This window comes from Streptomyces doebereineriae, assembly GCF_031845645.1.
Lineage (GTDB): Bacteria > Actinomycetota > Actinomycetes > Streptomycetales > Streptomycetaceae > Streptomyces > Streptomyces canus.
This window is the reverse complement of the sequence record NZ_JAVREZ010000007.1, coordinates 165,644-184,962: the sequence shown is the minus strand read 5'-3', so window position 1 is coordinate 184,962 and position 19,319 is coordinate 165,644. Positions and strand designations below refer to the sequence as shown.

At 71.0% G+C, this 19,319-nt stretch carries 15 protein-coding genes and 1 pseudogene; 13 read left to right on the top strand and 3 right to left on the bottom strand.

Translation table 11 applies throughout. The annotated features are described in order from the left end of the window. The 13 genes from RNB18_RS21780 to RNB18_RS21720 all read left to right on the top strand — a co-directional run bounded on the left by RNB18_RS21780 (window position 1) and on the right by RNB18_RS21720 (window position 16,550). Window positions 1–1,053: a substrate-binding domain-containing protein gene (locus tag RNB18_RS21780; protein WP_311715775.1), complete on the top strand. Its 1,053-nt coding sequence runs from the start codon at window positions 1–3 to the stop codon at window positions 1,051–1,053. Between the two features lie 158 nt (window positions 1,054–1,211). Beyond that, window positions 1,212–2,414: a Gfo/Idh/MocA family protein gene (locus RNB18_RS21775; protein WP_311715774.1), complete on the top strand. Its 1,203-nt coding sequence runs from the start codon at window positions 1,212–1,214 to the stop codon at window positions 2,412–2,414. Between the two features lie 15 nt (window positions 2,415–2,429). Beyond that, a complete protein-coding gene (locus tag RNB18_RS21770; RefSeq protein ID WP_311715773.1) occupies window positions 2,430–3,434 on the top strand; it encodes a sugar phosphate isomerase/epimerase family protein in 1,005 nt (334 codons plus the stop codon). A gap of 84 nt (window positions 3,435–3,518) precedes the next feature. Next, window positions 3,519–6,026 carry a PQQ-dependent sugar dehydrogenase gene (locus tag RNB18_RS21765; RefSeq protein ID WP_394817653.1) on the top strand — a complete coding sequence of 836 codons (2,508 nt, stop codon included), beginning with the start codon at window positions 3,519–3,521 and terminating at the stop codon, window positions 6,024–6,026. A gap of 14 nt (window positions 6,027–6,040) precedes the next feature. Further along, window positions 6,041–7,390, top strand: coding sequence for a ThuA domain-containing protein (locus RNB18_RS21760; RefSeq protein ID WP_311715771.1), 1,350 nt, complete (start codon window positions 6,041–6,043; stop codon window positions 7,388–7,390). 109 nt (window positions 7,391–7,499) lie between these two features. Then, window positions 7,500–8,696 carry an inositol-3-phosphate synthase gene (locus RNB18_RS21755; RefSeq protein WP_311715770.1) on the top strand — a complete coding sequence of 399 codons (1,197 nt, stop codon included), beginning with the start codon at window positions 7,500–7,502 and terminating at the stop codon, window positions 8,694–8,696. Continuing rightward, window positions 8,693–10,000: an SCO3242 family prenyltransferase gene (locus RNB18_RS21750; protein ID WP_311715769.1), complete on the top strand. Its 1,308-nt coding sequence runs from the start codon at window positions 8,693–8,695 to the stop codon at window positions 9,998–10,000. Before RNB18_RS21755 ends, RNB18_RS21750 begins: the two co-directional genes overlap by 4 nt. A 353-nt stretch (window positions 10,001–10,353) precedes the next feature. Next, window positions 10,354–11,262, top strand: a complete 909-nt coding sequence (locus RNB18_RS21745) for a sugar phosphate isomerase/epimerase family protein (RefSeq protein ID WP_311715768.1) — start codon at window positions 10,354–10,356, stop codon at window positions 11,260–11,262. After that, window positions 11,259–11,993, top strand: coding sequence for an EboA domain-containing protein (locus tag RNB18_RS21740; RefSeq protein ID WP_311715767.1), 735 nt, complete (start codon window positions 11,259–11,261; stop codon window positions 11,991–11,993). Before RNB18_RS21745 ends, RNB18_RS21740 begins: the two co-directional genes overlap by 4 nt. Then, window positions 11,993–12,841, top strand: a complete 849-nt coding sequence (locus tag RNB18_RS21735; RefSeq protein ID WP_311715766.1) for a TatD family hydrolase — start codon at window positions 11,993–11,995, stop codon at window positions 12,839–12,841. The genes RNB18_RS21740 and RNB18_RS21735 overlap by 1 nt, the downstream gene beginning before the upstream one ends. Before the next feature lie 3 nt (window positions 12,842–12,844). Next, a complete protein-coding gene (eboE, locus tag RNB18_RS21730) occupies window positions 12,845–14,014 on the top strand; it encodes a metabolite traffic protein EboE (protein ID WP_311715765.1) in 1,170 nt (389 codons plus the stop codon). After that, on the top strand, window positions 14,011–15,408 hold the full coding sequence (locus RNB18_RS21725) for a nucleotide pyrophosphatase/phosphodiesterase family protein (RefSeq protein WP_311715764.1): 1,398 nt from the start codon (window positions 14,011–14,013) through the stop codon (window positions 15,406–15,408). The genes eboE and RNB18_RS21725 overlap by 4 nt, the downstream gene beginning before the upstream one ends. A 101-nt stretch (window positions 15,409–15,509) precedes the next feature. Continuing rightward, a complete protein-coding gene (locus RNB18_RS21720) occupies window positions 15,510–16,550 on the top strand; it encodes a sugar phosphate isomerase/epimerase family protein (protein ID WP_311715763.1) in 1,041 nt (346 codons plus the stop codon). An 87-nt stretch (window positions 16,551–16,637) separates the two neighbouring features. Here RNB18_RS21720 and fdhD read toward each other — a convergent pair whose 3' ends face one another. From fdhD to RNB18_RS21705, 3 genes and pseudogenes are all read right to left on the bottom strand, one after another. Then, window positions 16,638–17,489, bottom strand: coding sequence for a formate dehydrogenase accessory sulfurtransferase FdhD (gene fdhD, locus RNB18_RS21715; RefSeq protein WP_311715762.1), 852 nt, complete (start codon window positions 17,487–17,489; stop codon window positions 16,638–16,640). Window positions 17,490–17,497: 8 nt separating this feature from the next. Beyond that, window positions 17,498–17,929, bottom strand: a pseudogene (locus tag RNB18_RS54095) (molybdopterin dinucleotide binding domain-containing protein); the annotation flags it as partial. A gap of 347 nt (window positions 17,930–18,276) precedes the next feature. After that, complete coding sequence (locus RNB18_RS21705; protein WP_311715761.1) at window positions 18,277–19,248, bottom strand: 2-dehydropantoate 2-reductase; 972 nt, start codon at window positions 19,246–19,248, stop codon at window positions 18,277–18,279. Window positions 19,249–19,319: the final 71 nt, after the last annotated feature.

Below are 19,319 nucleotides of genomic sequence, written 5' to 3'. Positions count from 1 at the left end.
ATGCCACAGCACACGAGCCGCTTCACCAGTCGCAGAGGGCTGCTCTTCGGGACCGCCGCCGTCGGGGCCGGTGCCCTCCTCGCAGGTTGCACCAGCAACGACTCCAGCGACGACGAACCAGCCGCGAACGACCAGCCGGCCGCCGCCGAGTCGTCCGGCAAGCCGGTCACCATCGGCTTCGCCGGACCGCAGGCCGACCACGGCTGGCTCAACGCCATCAACGACAATGCCAAGAACCGGGCGAAGAAGTACTCCGACGTCACCCTGGAGATCACCGAGGGCTCCAACGACACCGCCCAGCAGATCGGCCAGATAGAGACCCTGATCAACAAGAAGGTCGACGTCCTGGTGGTGCTGCCCGCCGACGGCAAGGCCCTCACCCAGGTCGGCCTCAAGGCGATGCGTGCCGGGATCCCGGTAGTCAACCTCGACCGCATCTTCAACACCCCGCAGGCATACCGCTGTTGGATAGGCGGCGACAACTACGGCATGGGCCTCAACGCCGGCCACTACATCGGCGAGAAGCTCAAGGGGAAGTCGAACGCCAAGGTCATCGAACTGGCCGGACTCGACAACCTCGAACTCACCAAGCAGCGCACCAAGGGCTTCGACGACGCCCTGAAGAACTACCCCAACGTCAGGAAGGTGGCCCGCCAGGCCGCCGAGTTCACCGTGGAGTCCGGGCAGGCCAAGATGGCCCAGCTCCTGCAGGCCCAGTCGAGCTTCGACGCACTGTGGAACCACGACGACGACCAGGGCGTGGGCGCGCTGCGCGCCATCGACCAGGCCGGCCGCGACGACTTCCTGATGGTCGGCGGCGCGGGCGCCCTGTCCGCCTTCCAGGCCATCAAGCAGGACAACGGCGTCCTCAAGGCGACCGTCCTCTACCCGCCGACCATGGCCGCCTCCGCGATCGACCTCGCCCGCGCCCTCGGCCAGTCCAAGGGCATCAGCGGCCTCTCCGAGTTCGAGATACCGGCATCGCTCACCCTCTACTCGGCCGTCGTCGACAAGACCAACGTCGACCAGTACATGTCCACCGGCTTCAAGTGAGGCGTCCCGAGCCGGGGCCCGACTTACCGACCGGGCCGGCCGCGAGCAGCGGTGCGTCCCGGCCCGGCCGGTCCGAACGGCTGGTCCCAGGAGCCCGGTTCGTCGACGGACCGGGCTGCACCCCCCACCGCGCCACGACGACGAGGAGGACATCGCGCATGGCTCAGCCGCAGCAGTCAGAAGAGGCCGAGGTGCCGCCGCTCCGGGTCGGCATGGTCGGCTACGCCTTCATGGGCGCCGCCCACTCCCAGGGCTGGCGGACCGCTGGACGCGTCTTCGACCTGCCCCGCCGCCCGGTGCTCGCCGCGATCTGCGGACGGGACGCGGACGCCGTGCGCCGGGCAGCCGACCGGCACGGCTGGGCGGACACCGAGACCGACTGGCGGGCCCTGATCGAGCGGGACGACGTCGACCTCGTCGACATCTGCACCCCCGGGGACAGCCACGCCGAGATCGCCGTCGCCGCGCTCGCCGCGGGCAAGCACGTGCTGTGCGAGAAGCCCCTCGCCAACACCGTCGAGGAGGCCCGGATGATGACCCGGGCCGCCGAAGAGGCATTTGGCCGGGGCCGGTTCGCGATGGTCGGCTTCAACTACCGCCGGGTGCCCGCCACCGCGCTGGCCCGCCGGATGGTGGCGGAGGGACGGCTCGGCACACTCCGGCACGTCCGGGTGTCCTACCTTCAGGACTGGCTCGTGGACCCGGAGTTCCCCCTGACCTGGCGGCTGCGCCGGGAGCAGGCAGGATCGGGCTCGCTCGGCGACCTGGGCGCGCACATCATCGACCTCGCCCAGTACCTGGCGGGAGAGCCACTGGCCGGAGTCTCCGCGCTGACCGAGACCTTCGTACGGGAACGCCCGCTGACCGGCGGCGCCGTCAAAGGCCTGTCCGCCGTCTCCGGGACCGGCACCGGCCAGGTCACCGTGGACGACGCGGCCCTGTTCACCGGCCGCTTCACCTCCGGCGCCCTCGCCTCCTTCGAGGCCACCCGTTACGCCACCGGCCGCAAGAACTCCCTGCGCATCGAACTCAACGGCGAACGCGGCTCGTTGGCCTTCGACCTGGAACGACTCAACGAGCTCTCCTTCCACGACGGCACGGAACCCGCGGCGCACGCCGGCTTCCGCCGCATCCTCGTCACCGAGCCCGACCACCCCTACCTGGACGCCTGGTGGCCGCCCGGCCACGGCCTCGGCTACGAGCACACCTTCGTCCACCAGGCCCGCGACCTCGTCCACGCGATCGCCGAGGGCCGCCGCCCCGAACCCTCCTTCGCCGACGGGCTCCAGGTCCAGCGGGTGCTCGCGGCCGTGGAGGAGAGCGCCGAGAAGAACTCCGTCTACACCCCGATAGCCGTCTGAGGAGGCTCCGAAAAGATGCCGCGTCAGTTCACGCTCTTCACCGGCCAGTGGGCCGATCTGCCGTTGGAGGAGGTCTGCCGTCTCGCCCGCGACTTCGGCTACGACGGGCTCGAACTCGCCTGCTGGGGCGACCACTTCGAGGTCGACAAGGCGCTCGCGGACCCGTCGTACCTGGACTCCCGGCACGCGCTGCTCGACAAGTACGGCCTCAAGTGCTGGGCGGTCTCCAACCACCTGGTCGGCCAGGCCGTCTGCGACGCCATCATCGACGAACGCCACCAGGCCATCCTGCCGGGCGAGGTGTGGGGCGACGGCGAGGCGGAAGGGGTCCGGCAGCGGGCCGCGAACCGTATGAAGGACACCGCGCGCGCCGCACGCGCCTTCGGCGTCGACACCGTCATCGGCTTCACCGGCTCCGCCATCTGGCACCTGGTCGCCATGTTCCCGCCCGCCCCCGAGTCGATGATCGACCGCGGTTACGAGGACTTCGCCGAGCGCTGGAACCCGATCCTGGACGTCTTCGACGCGGAGGGCGTGCGGTTCGCCCACGAGGTCCACCCGAGCGAGATCGCCTACGACTACTGGACAACACAGCGCGCGGTGCAGGCAGTCGGCGGGCGGGCTGCCTTCGGCCTCAACTTCGACCCCTCCCACTTCGTGTGGCAGGACCTCGACCCGGTCAACTTCCTCTACGACTTCCGCGACCGGATCTACCACGTCGACTGCAAGGAAGCCCGCAAGCGTCTCGACGGCCGCAACGGCCGCCTCGGCTCCCACCTGCCCTGGGGCGACCCGCGCCGCGGCTGGGACTTCGTCTCCGCCGGCCACGGTGACGTCCCCTGGGAGGACGTCTTCCGCATGCTGCGCTCCATCGACTACCAGGGCCCGATCTCGGTCGAGTGGGAGGACGCCGGCATGGACCGGCTCCAGGGCGCACCGGAGGCACTGACCCGACTCAAGGCGTACGACTTCGAGCCGCCGTCGGCCTCATTCGACGCTGCCTTCGGCGGCAACGAGTAAGCCGCACCGGTCAGTTCCGGGATGACGGCGCATCCCGGCGCACCCGCACCCACCCGTACGACCGGCCCCATGTTGGAGGCACCCGTGCACGGGAAAGACCCCACCACCACAACCGACAGAATCGAGACCCACAGACGACGCGCACCCTGGCGCAGAGCGGCGGCGCTGCTCACCGGCTTCCTGCTGGCCGGTGCCTCCCTCACCCTCGCCGCTCCCCAGGCAGGCGCAGCCGTCGCCGAGCCGGGAGCCGCTCAGGCCGCCGCCGAGGACTTTCAGCAGGTCACCCTCGCCAAGGGCGAGCCGGAGGTCGGCGAGCCCATGTCGCTCGCCGTCCTCCCGGACCGCTCGGTCCTGCACACCTCCCGCGACGGCGAGCTCCGCATCACCGACGCGGCCGGCACCACCCGGCTCGCGGGCAAGCTCGACGTCTACTCCCACGACGAGGAAGGCCTCCAAGGCGTCGGCGTGGACCCGCAGTTCACCACCAACCGCTTCATCTACCTGTACTACGCGCCTCCGTTGAACACCCCGGCGGGCGACGCCCCCGAGACCGGCACCGCGGCCGACTTCGCGCCCTTCGACGGCGTCAACCGGCTCTCCCGCTTCGTCCTGAAGACCGACGGCACCCTCGACGCCGCCAGCGAGACGAAGATCATCGACATCCCCGCCACACGCGGCATCTGCTGCCACGTCGGCGGCGACATCGACTTCGACGCGGCCGGCAACCTCTACCTGTCGACGGGCGACGACTCCAACCCCTTCCAGTCCGACGGGTTCACGCCCATCGACGAACGCGCCAACCGCAACCCGGCCTTCGACGCCCAGCGCACCGCCGGCAACACCAACGACCTGCGCGGCAAGATCCTGCGCATCAAGGTCAACGCCGACGGCTCCTACGCCATCCCCGACGGCAACCTCTTCGCGCCCGGCACGGACAGGACCCGGCCCGAGATCTACGCCATGGGCTTCCGTAACCCGTTCCGCTTCAGCGTCGACAAGCAGACGGGGATCGTGTACGTCGGCGACTACGGCCCCGACGCCGGCGCCGCCGACCCGGCCCGAGGCCCCGCCGGCCAGGTCGAGTTCGCGCGCGTGACCGGCCCCGGCAACTTCGGCTGGCCGTACTGCACGGGCGACAACGACGCCTACATCGACTACGACTTCGCGACCGGCACGTCGGGCGCCGCCTTCGACTGCGCCGCCCCGAAGAACAACTCCCCGCACAACACCGGCCTCACCGACCTTCCCCCGGCGCAGGCCGCCTGGATCCCCTACGACAACGGATCCGTACCCGAGTTCGGCACCGGCTCCGAGTCGCCCATGGGCGGCCCGGTCTACCACTACGACCCCGCGCTCGACTCACCCGTGAAGTTCCCCGAGGCCTACGACGGCGACTTCTTCGCCGGGGAGTTCGGCCGCCGCTGGATCAAGCGCATCACCAGCGACGACAACGGCACCGTCCAGTCCATCAACGACATCCCCTGGACCGGCACCCAGGTGATGGACATGGCCTTCGGTCCCGACGGCGCGCTGTACGTCCTCGACTACGGCGTCTCCTGGTTCGGCGGCGACGAGAACTCCGCCCTGTACCGCATCGAGAACGCCACCGACGGCCACTCCCCGGTCGCCCAGGCAGCGGCCGACCGGACATCCGGGCAGGCGCCCCTGAGGGTGCGGTTCTCCTCCGAGGGCACCAGCGACCAGGACGGCGACGCCCTCACGTACAGCTGGAACTTCGGCGACGGCGCCACGTCCACGGCGGCGAACCCGACACACAAGTACACGAAGAACGGCACCTACACGGCGACCCTGACCGCGAAGGACGCGAGCGGCCGCACCAGCAGCGCCGGCGTGCAGATCGTCGTCGGGAACACCGCGCCCAAGGTGACCCTCGAACTCCCGCAGGACGGGCAGCTGTTCAGCTTCGGTGACGCGATCCCGTTCAAGGTGCGGGTGAGTGACCCCGAGGACGGCCGGTCCATCGACTGCACCAAGGTCAAGGTCACCTTCGTCCTCGGCCACGACAGCCACGGCCACCCCGTGACCTCCGCCAACGGCTGCACCGGCACCATCCAGACCAGCGCCGACGGCGGTCACGACGAGGACGCCAACATCTTCGGCGTGATGGACGCCGAGTACACCGACAACGGTGGCGGCGGCCAGGCCCCGCTGACCAGCCACGACCAGAGCGTCCTGCAGCCCAGGCACCGCCAGGCCGAGCACTTCGGCACCGGCTCCGGCGTCTCGGTCATCGCCAAGGACACGGCACACGGCGGCAACACGGTCGGCGACATCAACAACGGCGACTGGATCGCCTTCACGCCGTACGTCCTGAGCAACGCCAAGTCACTGACCGCACGCGTCTCCTCGGGCGGCACCGGCGGCACCCTCGAGATCCGCGCGGGATCCGCCACGGGCACCCTGCTCGGCAAGGCGACCGTCCCGGTGACCGGTGGCTGGGAGAGCTTCCAGGACGTCACCGCCGACCTGTCCCGCGCGCCCAGGGGCACCACCACGCTCTACCTGGTCTTCAAGGGGAGCGGCACCGGCGCCCTGTTCGACGTGGACGACTTCACCTTCACGACCGGCTGAGAGGAGAGTCTCGTATGAACACAACCGGACGATGGACGACGACAGTTGTGGGAGCCGCCCTGCTCCTCGGCTGCGTGTCCGAACCCGCCGCGTCGCACTCCGCAGACGCCGAACGAGTACTGGTCTTCTCCAAGACGGCCGGCTTCCGGCACGACTCCATCCCCGACGGTGTCGCGGCGGTGAAGCAGCTCGGTGAGACCGGCGGCTTCACGGTCGACGCCACCGAGGACGCGAACGCGTTCACCCCGCGCAACCTGCGCCGGTACGACGCGGTCGTGTTCCTCTCCACCACCGGAGACGTCCTCGACCCCACCCAACAGCGGGCCTTCGAGGGCTACATCCGGAACGGCGGCGGATACGTCGGCATCCACGCCGCCGCCGACACCGAGTACGACTGGGCGTTCTACGGCGGCCTCGCCGGCGCCTACTTCCAGTCGCACCCGGCGATCCAGCCGGCCACGGTGGTGGCCGAGGACCGGGCCCACCCGTCCACGTCAGGGCTGCCTCCGACGTGGAACCGGACCGACGAGTGGTACAACTACCGCTCCAATCCCCGTGATCGGGCCCACGTACTCGCCTCGCTCGACGAGTCGTCGTACACCGGCGGCACGATGAACGGCGACCATCCGATCGCCTGGTGCCAGGACTACCAGGGCGGCCGTGCCTTCTACACCGGCCTCGGCCACACGAAGGAGTCGTACACGGACCCGGCGTTCCGCGGCCACGTCCTGGGCGGAATCCGGTATGCGATCGGCGACACCCAGGCCGACTGCCGGCCGGAGACCGGCTACCGTCCGCTCTTCGACGGCACGGCCGAGTCACTGGGCGCCTGGAAGCAGGCGGGTCCGGGCTCCTTCACCCGGTCCGACGACGGCACGCTCACCTCGTCCGGCGGTATGGGGATGCTCTGGTACGCCGGTTCCGGGCAGGGCTTCGGGTCGTACTCCCTGAAGCTCGACTGGAAGATGGCGAGCGCTTCCGGCGACGACAACTCCGGCGTGTTCGTGGGCTTCCCGCCCTCGGACGACCCCTGGTCCGCCGTGGACAACGGCTACGAGATCCAGATCGACGCCACCGACGTACCCGAGAAGACCACAGGGTCCGTCTACGGCTTCCGCTCCGCCGACCGCAAGAAGCGCGACCGCGCGCTGAACCCGCCGGGGGAGTGGAACACGTACGAGATCCGCGTGGAGGGCGAACGCCTCCGCGTCTGGCTCAACGGCGTGAAGATCAACGATTTCACCAACACCGATCCGGCCCGGAGCCTGCGTGACGGGCATGTCGGCATCCAGAACCACGGAGCCGACGACCAGGTGTCGTTCCGCGACATCCGGATCAAGGAACTGCTCGTCAAGGGTGATTGAGCGGCGGCGGGCGGGGGACGCCGGACTCCCGCCCGCCGTCTTCACCCCTTCGTCGTCCATCTCTTCGTCGCAGGGTCTGCGCACCCATGTGTTCGGCAAGGAGGCTGCCATGTCCGCGTCCGATTCCGTACCGCGCGTCGGCGTCTGGCTGATCGGGGCCCGCGGCTCCGTCGCCACGACGGTCGTCGCGGGCTGCGCCGCCATGACCGCGGGTTTGCACCCGCCGACGGGCCTGCTCACCGAGACACCACCTTTCACCGGAAGCGGTCTGCCCGCCTTGTCCTCCCTGGTCTTCGGGGGCCACGACACGGTGGACTGCCCCCTGCCCAAACGGGCGGAGGCCCTCGCGGCGGGCGGCGTCCTGCCCCACGGCCTGCCGACCGCGGTGAGCGCCGAACTCGCCGCCGCGGAACGGGAGATCAGGCCCGGCGGCCCCCTCCCCGGCGACACGAGGTCCGAGGAGGACCTGATCGCCGCCTTCGCCGCGGACATACGGTCCTTCGTACGACGGTGTCGGCTGCAGCGCGCGGTAGTGGTGAACGTGGCCTCCACCGAGCCCGCGCCCACCGGCGACGCCCTGCCTCCGAGCTCCCTGTACGCGGCGGCAGCCCTGCGCGCGGGCTGCGCGTACGTGAACTTCACCCCCTCGACCGGTCTGCACCACCCTTCGCTGAGGCGGCAGGCCGAGTCCTTGGGCCTGCCGTTCGCGGGCCGCGACGGCAAGACCGGCCAGACCCTGCTCCGGTCCGTCCTGGGCCCGATGTTCACCCAACGTGCCCTGACGGTCCGGGCCTGGTCCGGCACCAATCTCCTCGGCGGCGGCGACGGAGCCTCCCTCGCCGACCCGTCGGCCGCCGCGGCGAAGAACGCCGGTAAGGAGCGCGTCCTGGCCGACACCCTCGGCACCACCCCGGAGGGCGAGGTCCACATCGACGACGTCCCCGCCCTCGGCGACTGGAAGACCGCCTGGGACCACATCGCCTTCGACGGCTTCCTCGGCACCCGCATGGTCCTCCAGACCACCTGGCAGGGCTGCGACTCCTCCCTGGCCGCACCTCTCGTACTCGACCTGGCCCGTCTGGCCGCTCGCGCACACGAGAGGGGCCTGTCCGGCCCACTGAGCGAACTGGGCTTCTACTTCAAGGATCCGGTGGGACAGGGGCCCGCGGGGCTGGGGGAGCAGTACGCGCGGCTGGTGGGGTTCGCGGAGCGGCTGCGGGAAGCGAGCTCCGGGGGCAGTGGCTTTGCTGATGGCCGTGATGGCCCTTCCGTCGAGCCGGCCGATGGTTCGGGGGAGCAGTGGTGAGGGCGAGCAGAGCCGCGGCGCCGGAGGGCCTGTCCAAGGGCACGGGCGGGACGACGGAGACGCCCACCACGCCCCCGCTCAAGGAGCCTTCACCACTCACCGCACCACCGAGCCGTACGCACACCAGCCGCCCCGACCGCGCCCACGCGTGGGCCGAACTCCTGCGCCTGCCCGCCCTGTTCACCGTCCCCGGCGATGCATTCGCCGGAGCGGCGGCAGTCTCCGCACGCCCCAGTGCCCGGACTCTCCTCGCAATCGCCTCCTCCCTCTGTCTCTACGAGGCCGGCATGGCCCTCAACGACTGGGCCGACCGTGACGTGGACGCTGTGGAACGCCCCCACCGCCCCCTCCCCTCCGGCCGTATCCGCCCCGCGGCAGCCCTCGGCGCGGCCTGCGCCCTCACCGGCGCGGGCCTGTCCCTTGCGGCCTGCGCGGGCCGCCCCGCCCTCACGGTCGCGGCCCCACTCGCGGCCACGGTCTGGGCGTACGACCTCGCCCTGAAGAACACCCCGGCAGGACCGTTCGCCATGGCGACTGCACGAGGGCTGGACCTGCTGCTCGGTGCGGCGGCGACAGCGGGGGCCGGGGTTGTGGGCCGGGTGGACGAGAGGGCTCGGGCGGACGTCGTGGGCCGGAAGGTCGGTGCGTGCCGAGCATGGGTTACGGCCGTCGCCGACCAGCCACGGGCGGTCTTGGGGGCGGCAGCCGCTCCCGGCGCCACGGAGGGCATCCGCCGGGCCCTGCCCTCCGCCGCCCTGCTAGGCGCCCACACCCTCGCCGTCACCACCGTGTCCCGCCGCGAGGCCCAGGGCGGCTCACCGCTGGCCCCCTTGGCAGCGCTCGCCGCGACTGCCGCACTGACGCGGACGATGACCCGACAGCGCTCGCTCCCAACGGACCGGATAGCCGGAAGCCGCCGCGGTACCGGATCGCTCCGGCTGACGGGCCTGGCGGCCCTGGGTGCCGCAGCCATGTCCCGGCGGTCACGACCCCGGCAGCAGACCGGCGATCACATGCCCCCGCCCGGCCACAGCCCCCACCCCCTCGACACTCACGCGGTCCTGCGCCTCGCCCTCGCCGCCGCCTACGCGGCCACTACCGCCCGCCCTTACCTCCACGCCACCCTCAACCCCTCACCCCCGCTCACCCAACGAGCCGTCACTGCCGGCATCCGAGCCACGATCCCCCTCCAGGCCGCCCTCACCGCCCGCTCGGGTGCGAAGGGCGCGACCGTCACGGCCCTGCTCACCACCGCCCTAGCCCCACTGGCAGGACGCTTCGCGAGGAAGGTGAGCGTCACATGACCGACCCCCTCTCTCCACGTCGAACCATTCCGGGTGCCGACGACGACACGACGGGCCGCGTTGGTGCGACTCAGCCCCCTCGGGGCCCTGGTGACGACATGACAGGCCCTGTTGCTGGGCCCCGGCCCATTCCGGCCCCCGGCGGCGACATGACCGGCCTCGTTGCTGGGCCCCGGCCCTCCGCTGGCCCTGGTGACGACATGACAGGCCCCGTTGCTCGGCCCTGGCCCACTCCGGCCCCCGGCGGCGACATGACAGGCCCCGTTGCTGGGCCCCGGCCCTCCGCTGCCCCCGGCGACGACACGACTGCCCCAGTTGCTCCGCCCCAGCCCACTGCCGGCCCCAGCGGCACCATGACCGCCTCCCTCGCTCCACCCCACCCTGCCCCAGCCCCCGACGCCACCCCGCTCCGCTTCGGCTACGGCACCAACGGTCTCGCCGATCTCCGTCTCGACGATGCCCTCACCCTGCTCGCCGACCTCGGCTACGACGGTGTCGGTCTGACTCTCGACCACATGCATCTGGACCCCCTCGCCTCCGACCTGGCCGCCCGCACCCGCCGCCTCGCGCACCGCCTGGACGCGCTCGGACTGACGGTCACCATCGAGACGGGCGCCCGCTATGTGCTCGACCCACGCCGCAAACACGGCCCCTCGCTGCTCGACCCCGACCCGGACGACCGCGCCCGCCGCGTCGACCTGCTGGTCCGGGCCGTCCAGATCGCCGCCGACCTCGGCGCGCACGCCGTGCACTGCTTCAGCGGCGTCACCCCGCCGGGCACCGACCCGGACACGGCGTGGAAACGGCTGGCCGAGACACTCACCCCCGTCCTCGACACCGCCACCACGGCCGGCATCCCCCTCGCCATCGAGCCCGAACCGGGTCACCTCCTCGCCACCCTCGCCGACTTCCACCACCTCCGCACCACCCTCGGCGACCCGGCGGCCCTCGGACTGACCCTCGACATCGGCCACTGCCAGTGCCTCGAACCCCTGTCGCCCGCCGAGTGCGTACGCGCCGCGGGCCCCTGGCTGCGCCACGTCCAGATCGAGGACATGCGCCGGGGCGTCCACGAACACCTCCCCTTCGGCGACGGCGACATCGACTTCCCGCCCGTCCTGACCGCTCTGGCAGACACCGGCTACCAGGGGCTGACGGTCGTCGAACTGCCCCGCCACTCCCACGCGGGCCCCCACTTCGCCGAACTCTCCCTCCCGTTCCTCCGTCAGGCAGTGGCGCTCTCACAAGGAAGCACCCCATGACCCACTCCCATGCCCACCAGGCAACCTCCGCGGCGGACACCCAGGGCACCACCCTCGCCCGAACCCCGCTGCACGACCTGCACAGCCACCTCTCCGAACGCCTCGGCGAAGCCGCCCGCACCTGGCTCGACCAGGCCCTCGACGAGGCCGCCGCCCACCCCGGCGCCCACGGCCCCATATCCGTATGGGAGTTGCGCCTCGCCGAGGCCGGACGCCGCTGCGGCCCCGAACACGCCGACGCCGCCCGCATCCTGATCCTGCACGCGGCCCGCGCCGACACCGACGCCCTGACCCGGGTCTACGCCCAGGGCACCGCCGCCGAACGCCGCGCCGTCCTGCACGCCCTGCCCCACCTGGTGTCCGGTCCCGAGGCCCTCCCACTCGTCGAGGACGCCCTGCGCACCAACGACACCCGGCTCCTGGCCGCCGCCGTCGGCCCCTACGCCGCACGCCACCTCGACACCCACCACTGGCGCCACGCCGTCCTGAAATGCCTGTTCACCGGAGTACCCGTCGCCGAGGTGGCGGACCTGGACCGACGGGCCCACGCGGACGCCGAACTCGCCCGCATGCTCGGCGACTACGCCGCCGAACGCACCGCCGCGGGCCGTCCCGTGCCCGAGGACCTGCACCGCGTCCTGACCCTGACCGACCCCACGGCCACCCCACCCGCGCCGGCCGCCGACCACGGCCCGAACGGCGCGGAAGGCACCCACGGCAAGGAGTCCTGATGCGCATCTTCGACCCCCACATCCACATGACGTCACGGACCACCGACGACTACCAGGCCATGCACACCGCCGGCGTCCGCGCCGTCGTCGAGCCGTCCTTCTGGCTCGGCCAGCCCCGCACCTCTCCCGCCTCCTTCCTCGACTACTTCGACTCCCTGCTGGGCTGGGAGCCCTTCCGCGCCGCCCAGTACGGCATCGCCCACCACTGCACCCTCGCCCTGAACCCCAAGGAGGCCAACGATCCGCGCTGCGCACCCGTCCTCGACGAACTGCCCCGGTATCTCGTCAAGGACCAGGTCGTCGCCGTCGGCGAGATCGGCTACGACTCGATGACCCCGGCCGAGGACACCGCCTTCGCCGCCCAGCTCCAGCTCGCCGCCGACCACGACCTGCCCGCGCTGGTCCACACCCCGCACCGCGACAAGCTCGCCGGTCTGCGCCGCACCCTCGACGTCATCCGGGAGTCCGCCCTGGCGCCGGACCGGGTGCTGGTCGACCACCTCAACGAGACCACCGTCAAGGAGGCCAAGGACAGCGGCTGCTGGCTCGGCTTCTCCGTCTACCCCGACACCAAGATGGACGAGGAGCGGATGGTCGCGATCCTGCGCTCCTACGGCCCCGAACAGGTCCTGGTGAACTCCGCCGCCGACTGGGGCCGCAGCGATCCCCTCAAGACCCGCAAGGTCGCGGACCTCATGCTCGCCGAGGGCTTCACCGAGGACGACGTCGACCGCGTCCTGTGGCGCAACCCCGTCGCCTTCTACGGACTCAGCGGCCGGCTCAACCTCGACATCGCGCCCACCGAAGCCACCCACGAGGGCAACTCCATCCTCCGCGGCGGGGCGTGAGCCATGCGCTTCCGCCACCCCGACGGCACCACCGTCCACCTCGCCTACTGCACCAACGTCCACCCCGCCGAGACGCTCGACGGCGTCCTCGCCCAGCTCCGCGACCACTGTGAACCGGTCCGCCGCCGTCTCGGCCGCGACCGCCTCGGCATCGGCCTGTGGCTCGCCCGCGACGCCGCCCACGCCCTGGTCAGCGACCCCTCCGCGCTGCGCGACCTGCGCACCGAACTCGACCGCCGCGGCCTCGAAGTCGTCACCCTCAACGGCTTTCCCTACGAGGGCTTCGGCGCCGAAGAGGTCAAGTACCGCGTCTACAAGCCGGACTGGTCCGACCCCGAACGCCTCGACCACACCACCGCCCTGGCCCGCGTCCTCACCGGACTCCTGCCGGACGACGTCACCGAGGGAAGCATCTCCACCCTGCCGCTCGCCTGGCGCACCGCCTACGACGACGGGAGCGCCGACAAGGCCCGCACCGCGCTGCTCACCCTCGCCGAACGCCTCGACGCCCTCCAGGAGCTGACCGGCCGCTCCATCCGCGTCGGCCTCGAACCCGAACCCGGCTGCGTCGTCGAGACCACCGGCGACGCCATCGCACCGCTGACCGCGATCGCCCACGAACGCATCGGTATCTGCGTCGACACCTGCCACCTCGCCACCTCCTTCGAAAACCCGGACACCGCCCTGGACGCGCTCACCGCGGCCCGTGTCCCCGTCGTCAAGTCCCAGCTCTCCGCCGCCCTGCACGCCGAACACCCCCATCTCCCCGAGGTCCGCGAGGCGCTCGCCGCCTTCGACGAACCCCGGTTCCTGCACCAGACCCGCACCGGCACTTCCGCCGGCCTCCGCGGCACCGACGACCTCGGCGAGGCCCTCGCAGGCGACGCCCTGCCCGACGGGGCACCCTGGCGCGCCCACTTCCACGTCCCGCTGCACGCGGCCCCCGCCGCACCCCTCACCTCCACGCTCCCCGTCCTCACGTCCGCCCTGACCCGGCTCGTCGGCGGCCCGCACCCGCTCACCCGCCACCTGGAGGTCGAGACCTACACCTGGCAGGCCCTCCCACCCGAACTGCGCCCGCGCGGCCGCACCCAGCTCGCCGACGGCATCGCCGCCGAACTCACCCTCGCGCGCGACCTGCTGACGGACCTCGGCCTGAAGGAGCTGCCATGAGCCACCAGCCCCACGAGGCGGGACCCACCCCTCTCCTCGTCCTCGACGTGGTAGGCCTCACTCCCCGTCTCCTCCACCACATGCCCCACCTCAAGTCCCTCGCCCAGTCCGGATCCCAGGCCCCGCTCGGCACCGTGCTGCCCGCCGTGACCTGCGCCGCCCAGTCCACCTTCCTCACCGGCACCCACCCGTCGGAGCACGGCATCGTCGGCAACGGCTGGTACTTCCGCGAGCTCGGCGACGTACTCCTGTGGCGCCAGCACAACGGTCTGGTCGCCGGCGACAAGCTCTGGGACGCCGCCCGCCGCGCCCACCCCGGCTACACGGTCGCCAACGTCTGCTGGTGGTACGCCATGGGCGCCGACACCGACTTCACCGTCACCCCCCGCCCCGTCTACTACGCCGACGGCCGCAAGGAGCCCGACTGCTACACCCGGCCCCCGGACCTGCACGACGAACTCACCCGGAAACTCGGCACCTTCCCCCTCTTCCACTTCTGGGGCCCCGGCGCGGACCTGGTCTCCAGTCAGTGGATCATCGACGCGACCCGCCACCTCATGGGCACCCGCCATCCCGACCTGACGCTCTGCTACCTCCCTCACCTCGACTACGACCTCCAGCGCTTCGGCCCCGACGACCCGCGCTCCCTGAAAGCCGCCGCCGACCTGGACAGGGCACTGGCCCCGCTCCTGGACGACGCCCGCGCGGAAGGCCGTACCGTCGTCGCGCTGTCCGAGTACGGCATCACCCGCGCGGACCGCCCCGTCGACATCAACCGCGCCCTGCGCCGCGCCGGACTCCTCGAGGTGCACACACAGGACGGCATGGAGTACCTCGACCCGATGGCGTCCCGTGCCTTCGCGGTCGCCGACCACCAGATCGCCCATGTCTATGTGCGCCGCCCCGAGGACCTGGACGCCACCCGCGCCGCCCTCGACGGCTTGCCCGGCATCGAGCAACTCCTCGACGACGAGGGCAAGAAGGCCCACCACCTCGACCATCCGCGCTCCGGCGAACTCGTCGCCGTGGCGGAGCCGGACGCCTGGTTCACGTACTACTACTGGCTCGACGAAGACCGCGCGCCCGACTTCGCGCAGCTGGTCGAGATCCACCGCAAACCCGGCTACGACCCGGTCGAACTCTTCATGGACCCGCTCGACCCCTACGTCAAGGTCAAGGCGGCCACCGCGCTGGCCCGCAAGAAGCTCGGCCTGCGCTATCGCATGGCCGTCGTGCCCCTCGACCCGTCACCTATTCGCGGCAGCCACGGCCGCCTCCCCGAGAGCGACGACGACGGTCCGCTCCTCATCTGCTCCACCCCCCACACCCTCGGCGACCGCATCGCGGCCACCGACGTGAAGTCACTCCTGCTCCACCTCGCCGGTCTTGGCTGACCGGCCCGAAAGAACGGCACCCGACGACCGGTCCTTTCCGACTGGTCCCCAGTGAAGCACCCACCACTGACAACGCCCTCCGACACCGAGGAGCTCCTGGCATGAGCCGCATCTCCCAGCCCGACCCCGAACTCACCCACCGCCTCAGCAGACGAGGCATGCTCGGCGTGGCCGCGGGTGCCACCGCGGCCGCGTTGCTCGGCGCCGCAGCGACCCCGGCGACCGCCGCCACCGAGACGGCCGACAAGACGTCCGGCCGAGGCCGCCCCGTCCTGCCTCCCGGGCGCCTCGGCATCCAGCTCTACAGCCTCCGCGACAAGGTCTCCACGCTCGGCTTCGCCCCCGTCTTCGCCGAACTGGAGAAGTACGGCTACGACGAGGTCGAGTTCGCCGGCTACACCCAGGGCTCCGCCGGGCCCATCACGCTTGCCCAGCTCAAGCGGCTGGCACGCGACCACGGCCTGAACCCGATCGGCAGCCATGTCGGCTACTACTCGGACGACCCGAACGCCTACACCTTCGCCCAGAACCTCACCAAGGTCCTCGACGACGCCCAAGCGCTCGGCCTCAAGCACATCGGCACCGCCTCGGGGCCGTTCCGCTACGGCTCGACCGTCGACGCGTGGAAGCGCGCCGCCGAGGAGTTCAACACCTACGGAGCCGCGGCGAAGGCACGCGGCATGAAGTTCTACCAGCACAACCATTCCGAGGAGTTCTCCTTCGCCACCGACAACCCCAAGGTCCGTCTCTACGACGTGCTGCTCAGGGAGACCGACCCCGACCTGGTGTTCCTGGAGATGGACATCTACTGGGCGTACTCGGGACAGTTCCGCTTCTCCAAGCGGCCCGACGGCACCCCCGCCCCCTTCGAGCCCCTGAACTACGTCCTCAGGCAGCCCCACCGCTACCCGCTCTTCCACGTCAAGGACGGGGTGAGCGACCCCGCCAACACCTACGGCTACCGGATGACCGACGTCGGCGACGGAGACATCGACTACCAGAAGTTCATCTCCGCCGTGACCCGGCTACGGGGCGAGCGCCAGGCCCACCACTGGCAGGCCGAGCACGACCAGCCCACCGAGTCCTTCACGTTCGCCCGCCGCTCCAGCGCGTACCTGCACTCGCTGCGGGAGAAGTGCTGACAGCACACGAGTGAGGCGGGACCCCGAGGGCGCAGGGGGCGCTCCCCGCCGGTCGGGGTCCCGCCGTTCGTGCAGCGGGGAGGACCGTCAGCCCTGGGCGGCCGCGACGGCCTGCAGGGTGATGCGGTCCTCGCCCGCGTACACGTTCATGGAGTGGCCGCGGAGGAAGCCGACGAGGGTGAGGCCGGTTTCGGTGGCGAGGTCGACGGCCAGGGAGGAGGGTGCGGAGACGGCGGCGAGGATCGGGATGCCGGCCATGACGGCTTTTTGGGCGAGTTCGAAGGAGGCGCGGCCGGAGACGAGGAGGATGACGCGGGTCAGGGGGAGGTTGTGGTGTTGCAGGGCGCGGCCGATGAGTTTGTCGACGGCGTTGTGGCGGCCGACGTCTTCGCGTATGTCGAGGAGTTCGCCGTGTTCGGTGAAGAGGGCGGCGGCGTGCAGGCCGCCGGTGCGGTCGAAGACGCGTTGGGCGGCGCGGAGCCGGTCGGGGAGGCTCGCGAGGAGGTCGGGTTCGATTCGGAGCGGGGGTGTGTCGGAGAGGGGCCAGCGGGTGGTGGTGCGGACGGCGTCGAGGCTGGCTTTGCCGCACAGGCCGCAGGAGGAGGTGGTGTAGACGTTGCGTTCGAGGGTGATGTCGGGGATGGGCAGGCCGGGGGTGGTGGTGACGTCGACGACGTTGTAGGTGTTGGTGCCGTCGGCGGTGGCTCCGGCGCAGTAGACGATGTTCTGCAGGTCGTGGTGTTGGGCGAGGACGCCTTCGCTGACGAGGAAGCCGGCGGCGAGGGCGAAGTCGTCGCCGGGGGTGCGCATGGTGATGGCGAGGGGTTTGCCGTTGAGGCGGATCTCCAGCGGTTCCTCGGTGACCAGGGTGTCGGGGCGGGAGGAGATCGCCCCGTCGCGGATGCGGATCACCTTGCGTCGTTCCGTGACTCGTCCCATGTCCGGCCTCAGTTCCGTATCGCCTTGACGGGCATCTTCTCGATCCGAATCGCGGCAGCCTCGAACTCCACAGCCCCTGTGATCGGACAACTGGCCCTGGGAGAACACCGGTTGGCGTCCGCCCCGTCCGGTGGGCGGCCGGTCATGAACGCCACACCGGGCCGCAGTGCCGGATCCACCCACACCGGTGCCGACGCCGAACCCCGCCGGGTGGCGACCCGCACCTGCTCGCCGACGACCACGCCGTAGCGCTCGGCGTCCTCCGGACTCAGCTCGACACACTCGGCACGCCGCACCGACGAAGCCGAACCACCCTTCTGCAGGCTGGTGTTGTACGAGTCAAGACGGCGGCCCTTGGTGAGCCTGACCGGATACTCCTCGTCCGTAAGGTCGACGGGAGGGAGGTGCCGGATCAGGTGGAAAGGTGTACGCCGCTCTCGATCGGTGCAACCCCGGCCGGTGAGCAGTGACAGGTTGATCAGCGCGCGGTCCTCCTCGTGCTCGGTGCCGTCGAACTCCAGGAACGGCTCGCCCCGCGCGTAAGCCTGCGCCAACTCCCTTAGGACAGCGGCCGGTACGCCCGTCACCTTCACCGCGAGCGACACCGTCCACGGCTCGACGAGTGTTCTGTACTCCTCGAAGCCCTGGGTCGCACGATCGATGAACTCCCGGTCGGCCAGACCCGCCCGGATGATCTCCCGGCCGATCGCATGGGCCATCGGGACCTCGGATCCGGCGTTCGGCCGGATCCGAGGTCCCGACCCGATGGCGTGGGTGCCCAGTTCCGTCATGCGGCGGACCGGATCGCGAGGAGGTCGGAGAGCGCGTGGACGGTACGGAGCGTGGGCACGTCCACTCCGGTGATCTCCGCCAGCTCGATGACGGCGGTGAGGAGGACGTCGAGTTCCAGGGGCTTGCCGCGCTCCAGGTCCTGGAGCGTGGAGGTGCGATGGTCACCGACCCGTTCGGCGCCGGCGAGGCGGCGTTCGATGGAGACACCGACGGTACAGCCGAGGGCCTCGGCGACCGCGAGAGTCTCGGCCATCATGGTCTCGATGACCTTGCGGGTACCGCCGTGCAGGCACATCTGGCGCATGGTGGCACGGGCCAGCGCGCTGATGGGGTTGAAGGAGATGTTGCCCAGCAGCTTGAGCCAGATGTCGTCCCGCAGGTTCGGCTCGACCGGGCACTTCAGCCCGCCCGCCTGCATGGCCTCGCTGAAGGCCCGACACCGGGGTGAGAGGCTGCGGTCGGGCTCTCCGATGGAGAACCGGGTGCCTTCCAAGTGCCGTACGACACCCGGCCCTTCGAGTTCGGTCGCCGCGTAGACGACACACCCGATGGCCCGGGAGGGCGCGAGCACCGCACTGACCGCACCGCCCGGGTCGACACTCTCGATGCGGTGGCCGTCATGCGGGCCGCCGTGCCGGTGGAAGTACCACCAGGGGATGCCGTTCTGAGCCGCGATGACCGCGGTGGTGTCGGTGAGAAGGGGCTCGATGAGCGGCCCGCACGCCGCGTACGAATTGGCCTTCAGACCGAGGAAGACGTAGTCGACCGGGCCGATCTCGGCCGGGTCGTCGGTGGCATGGGCGTGAGCGGTGAAGTCACCGCGGGGGCTGAGGACTTGGACACCGTGCTGCCGCATGGCCGCCAGATGCGGACCGCGGGCGATGAGGTGGACGTCGGCGCCGGCGCGGTGGAGTGCCGCGCCGACGTAGGCACCGATGGCTCCGGCGCCGAGGATGGCGACTTTCATGGGTGGAAGCTCCGTTCGGTGAGGGTGACCGAGGAACTGCCGACTTTGTCGACTGGATATTGTCTACAGGA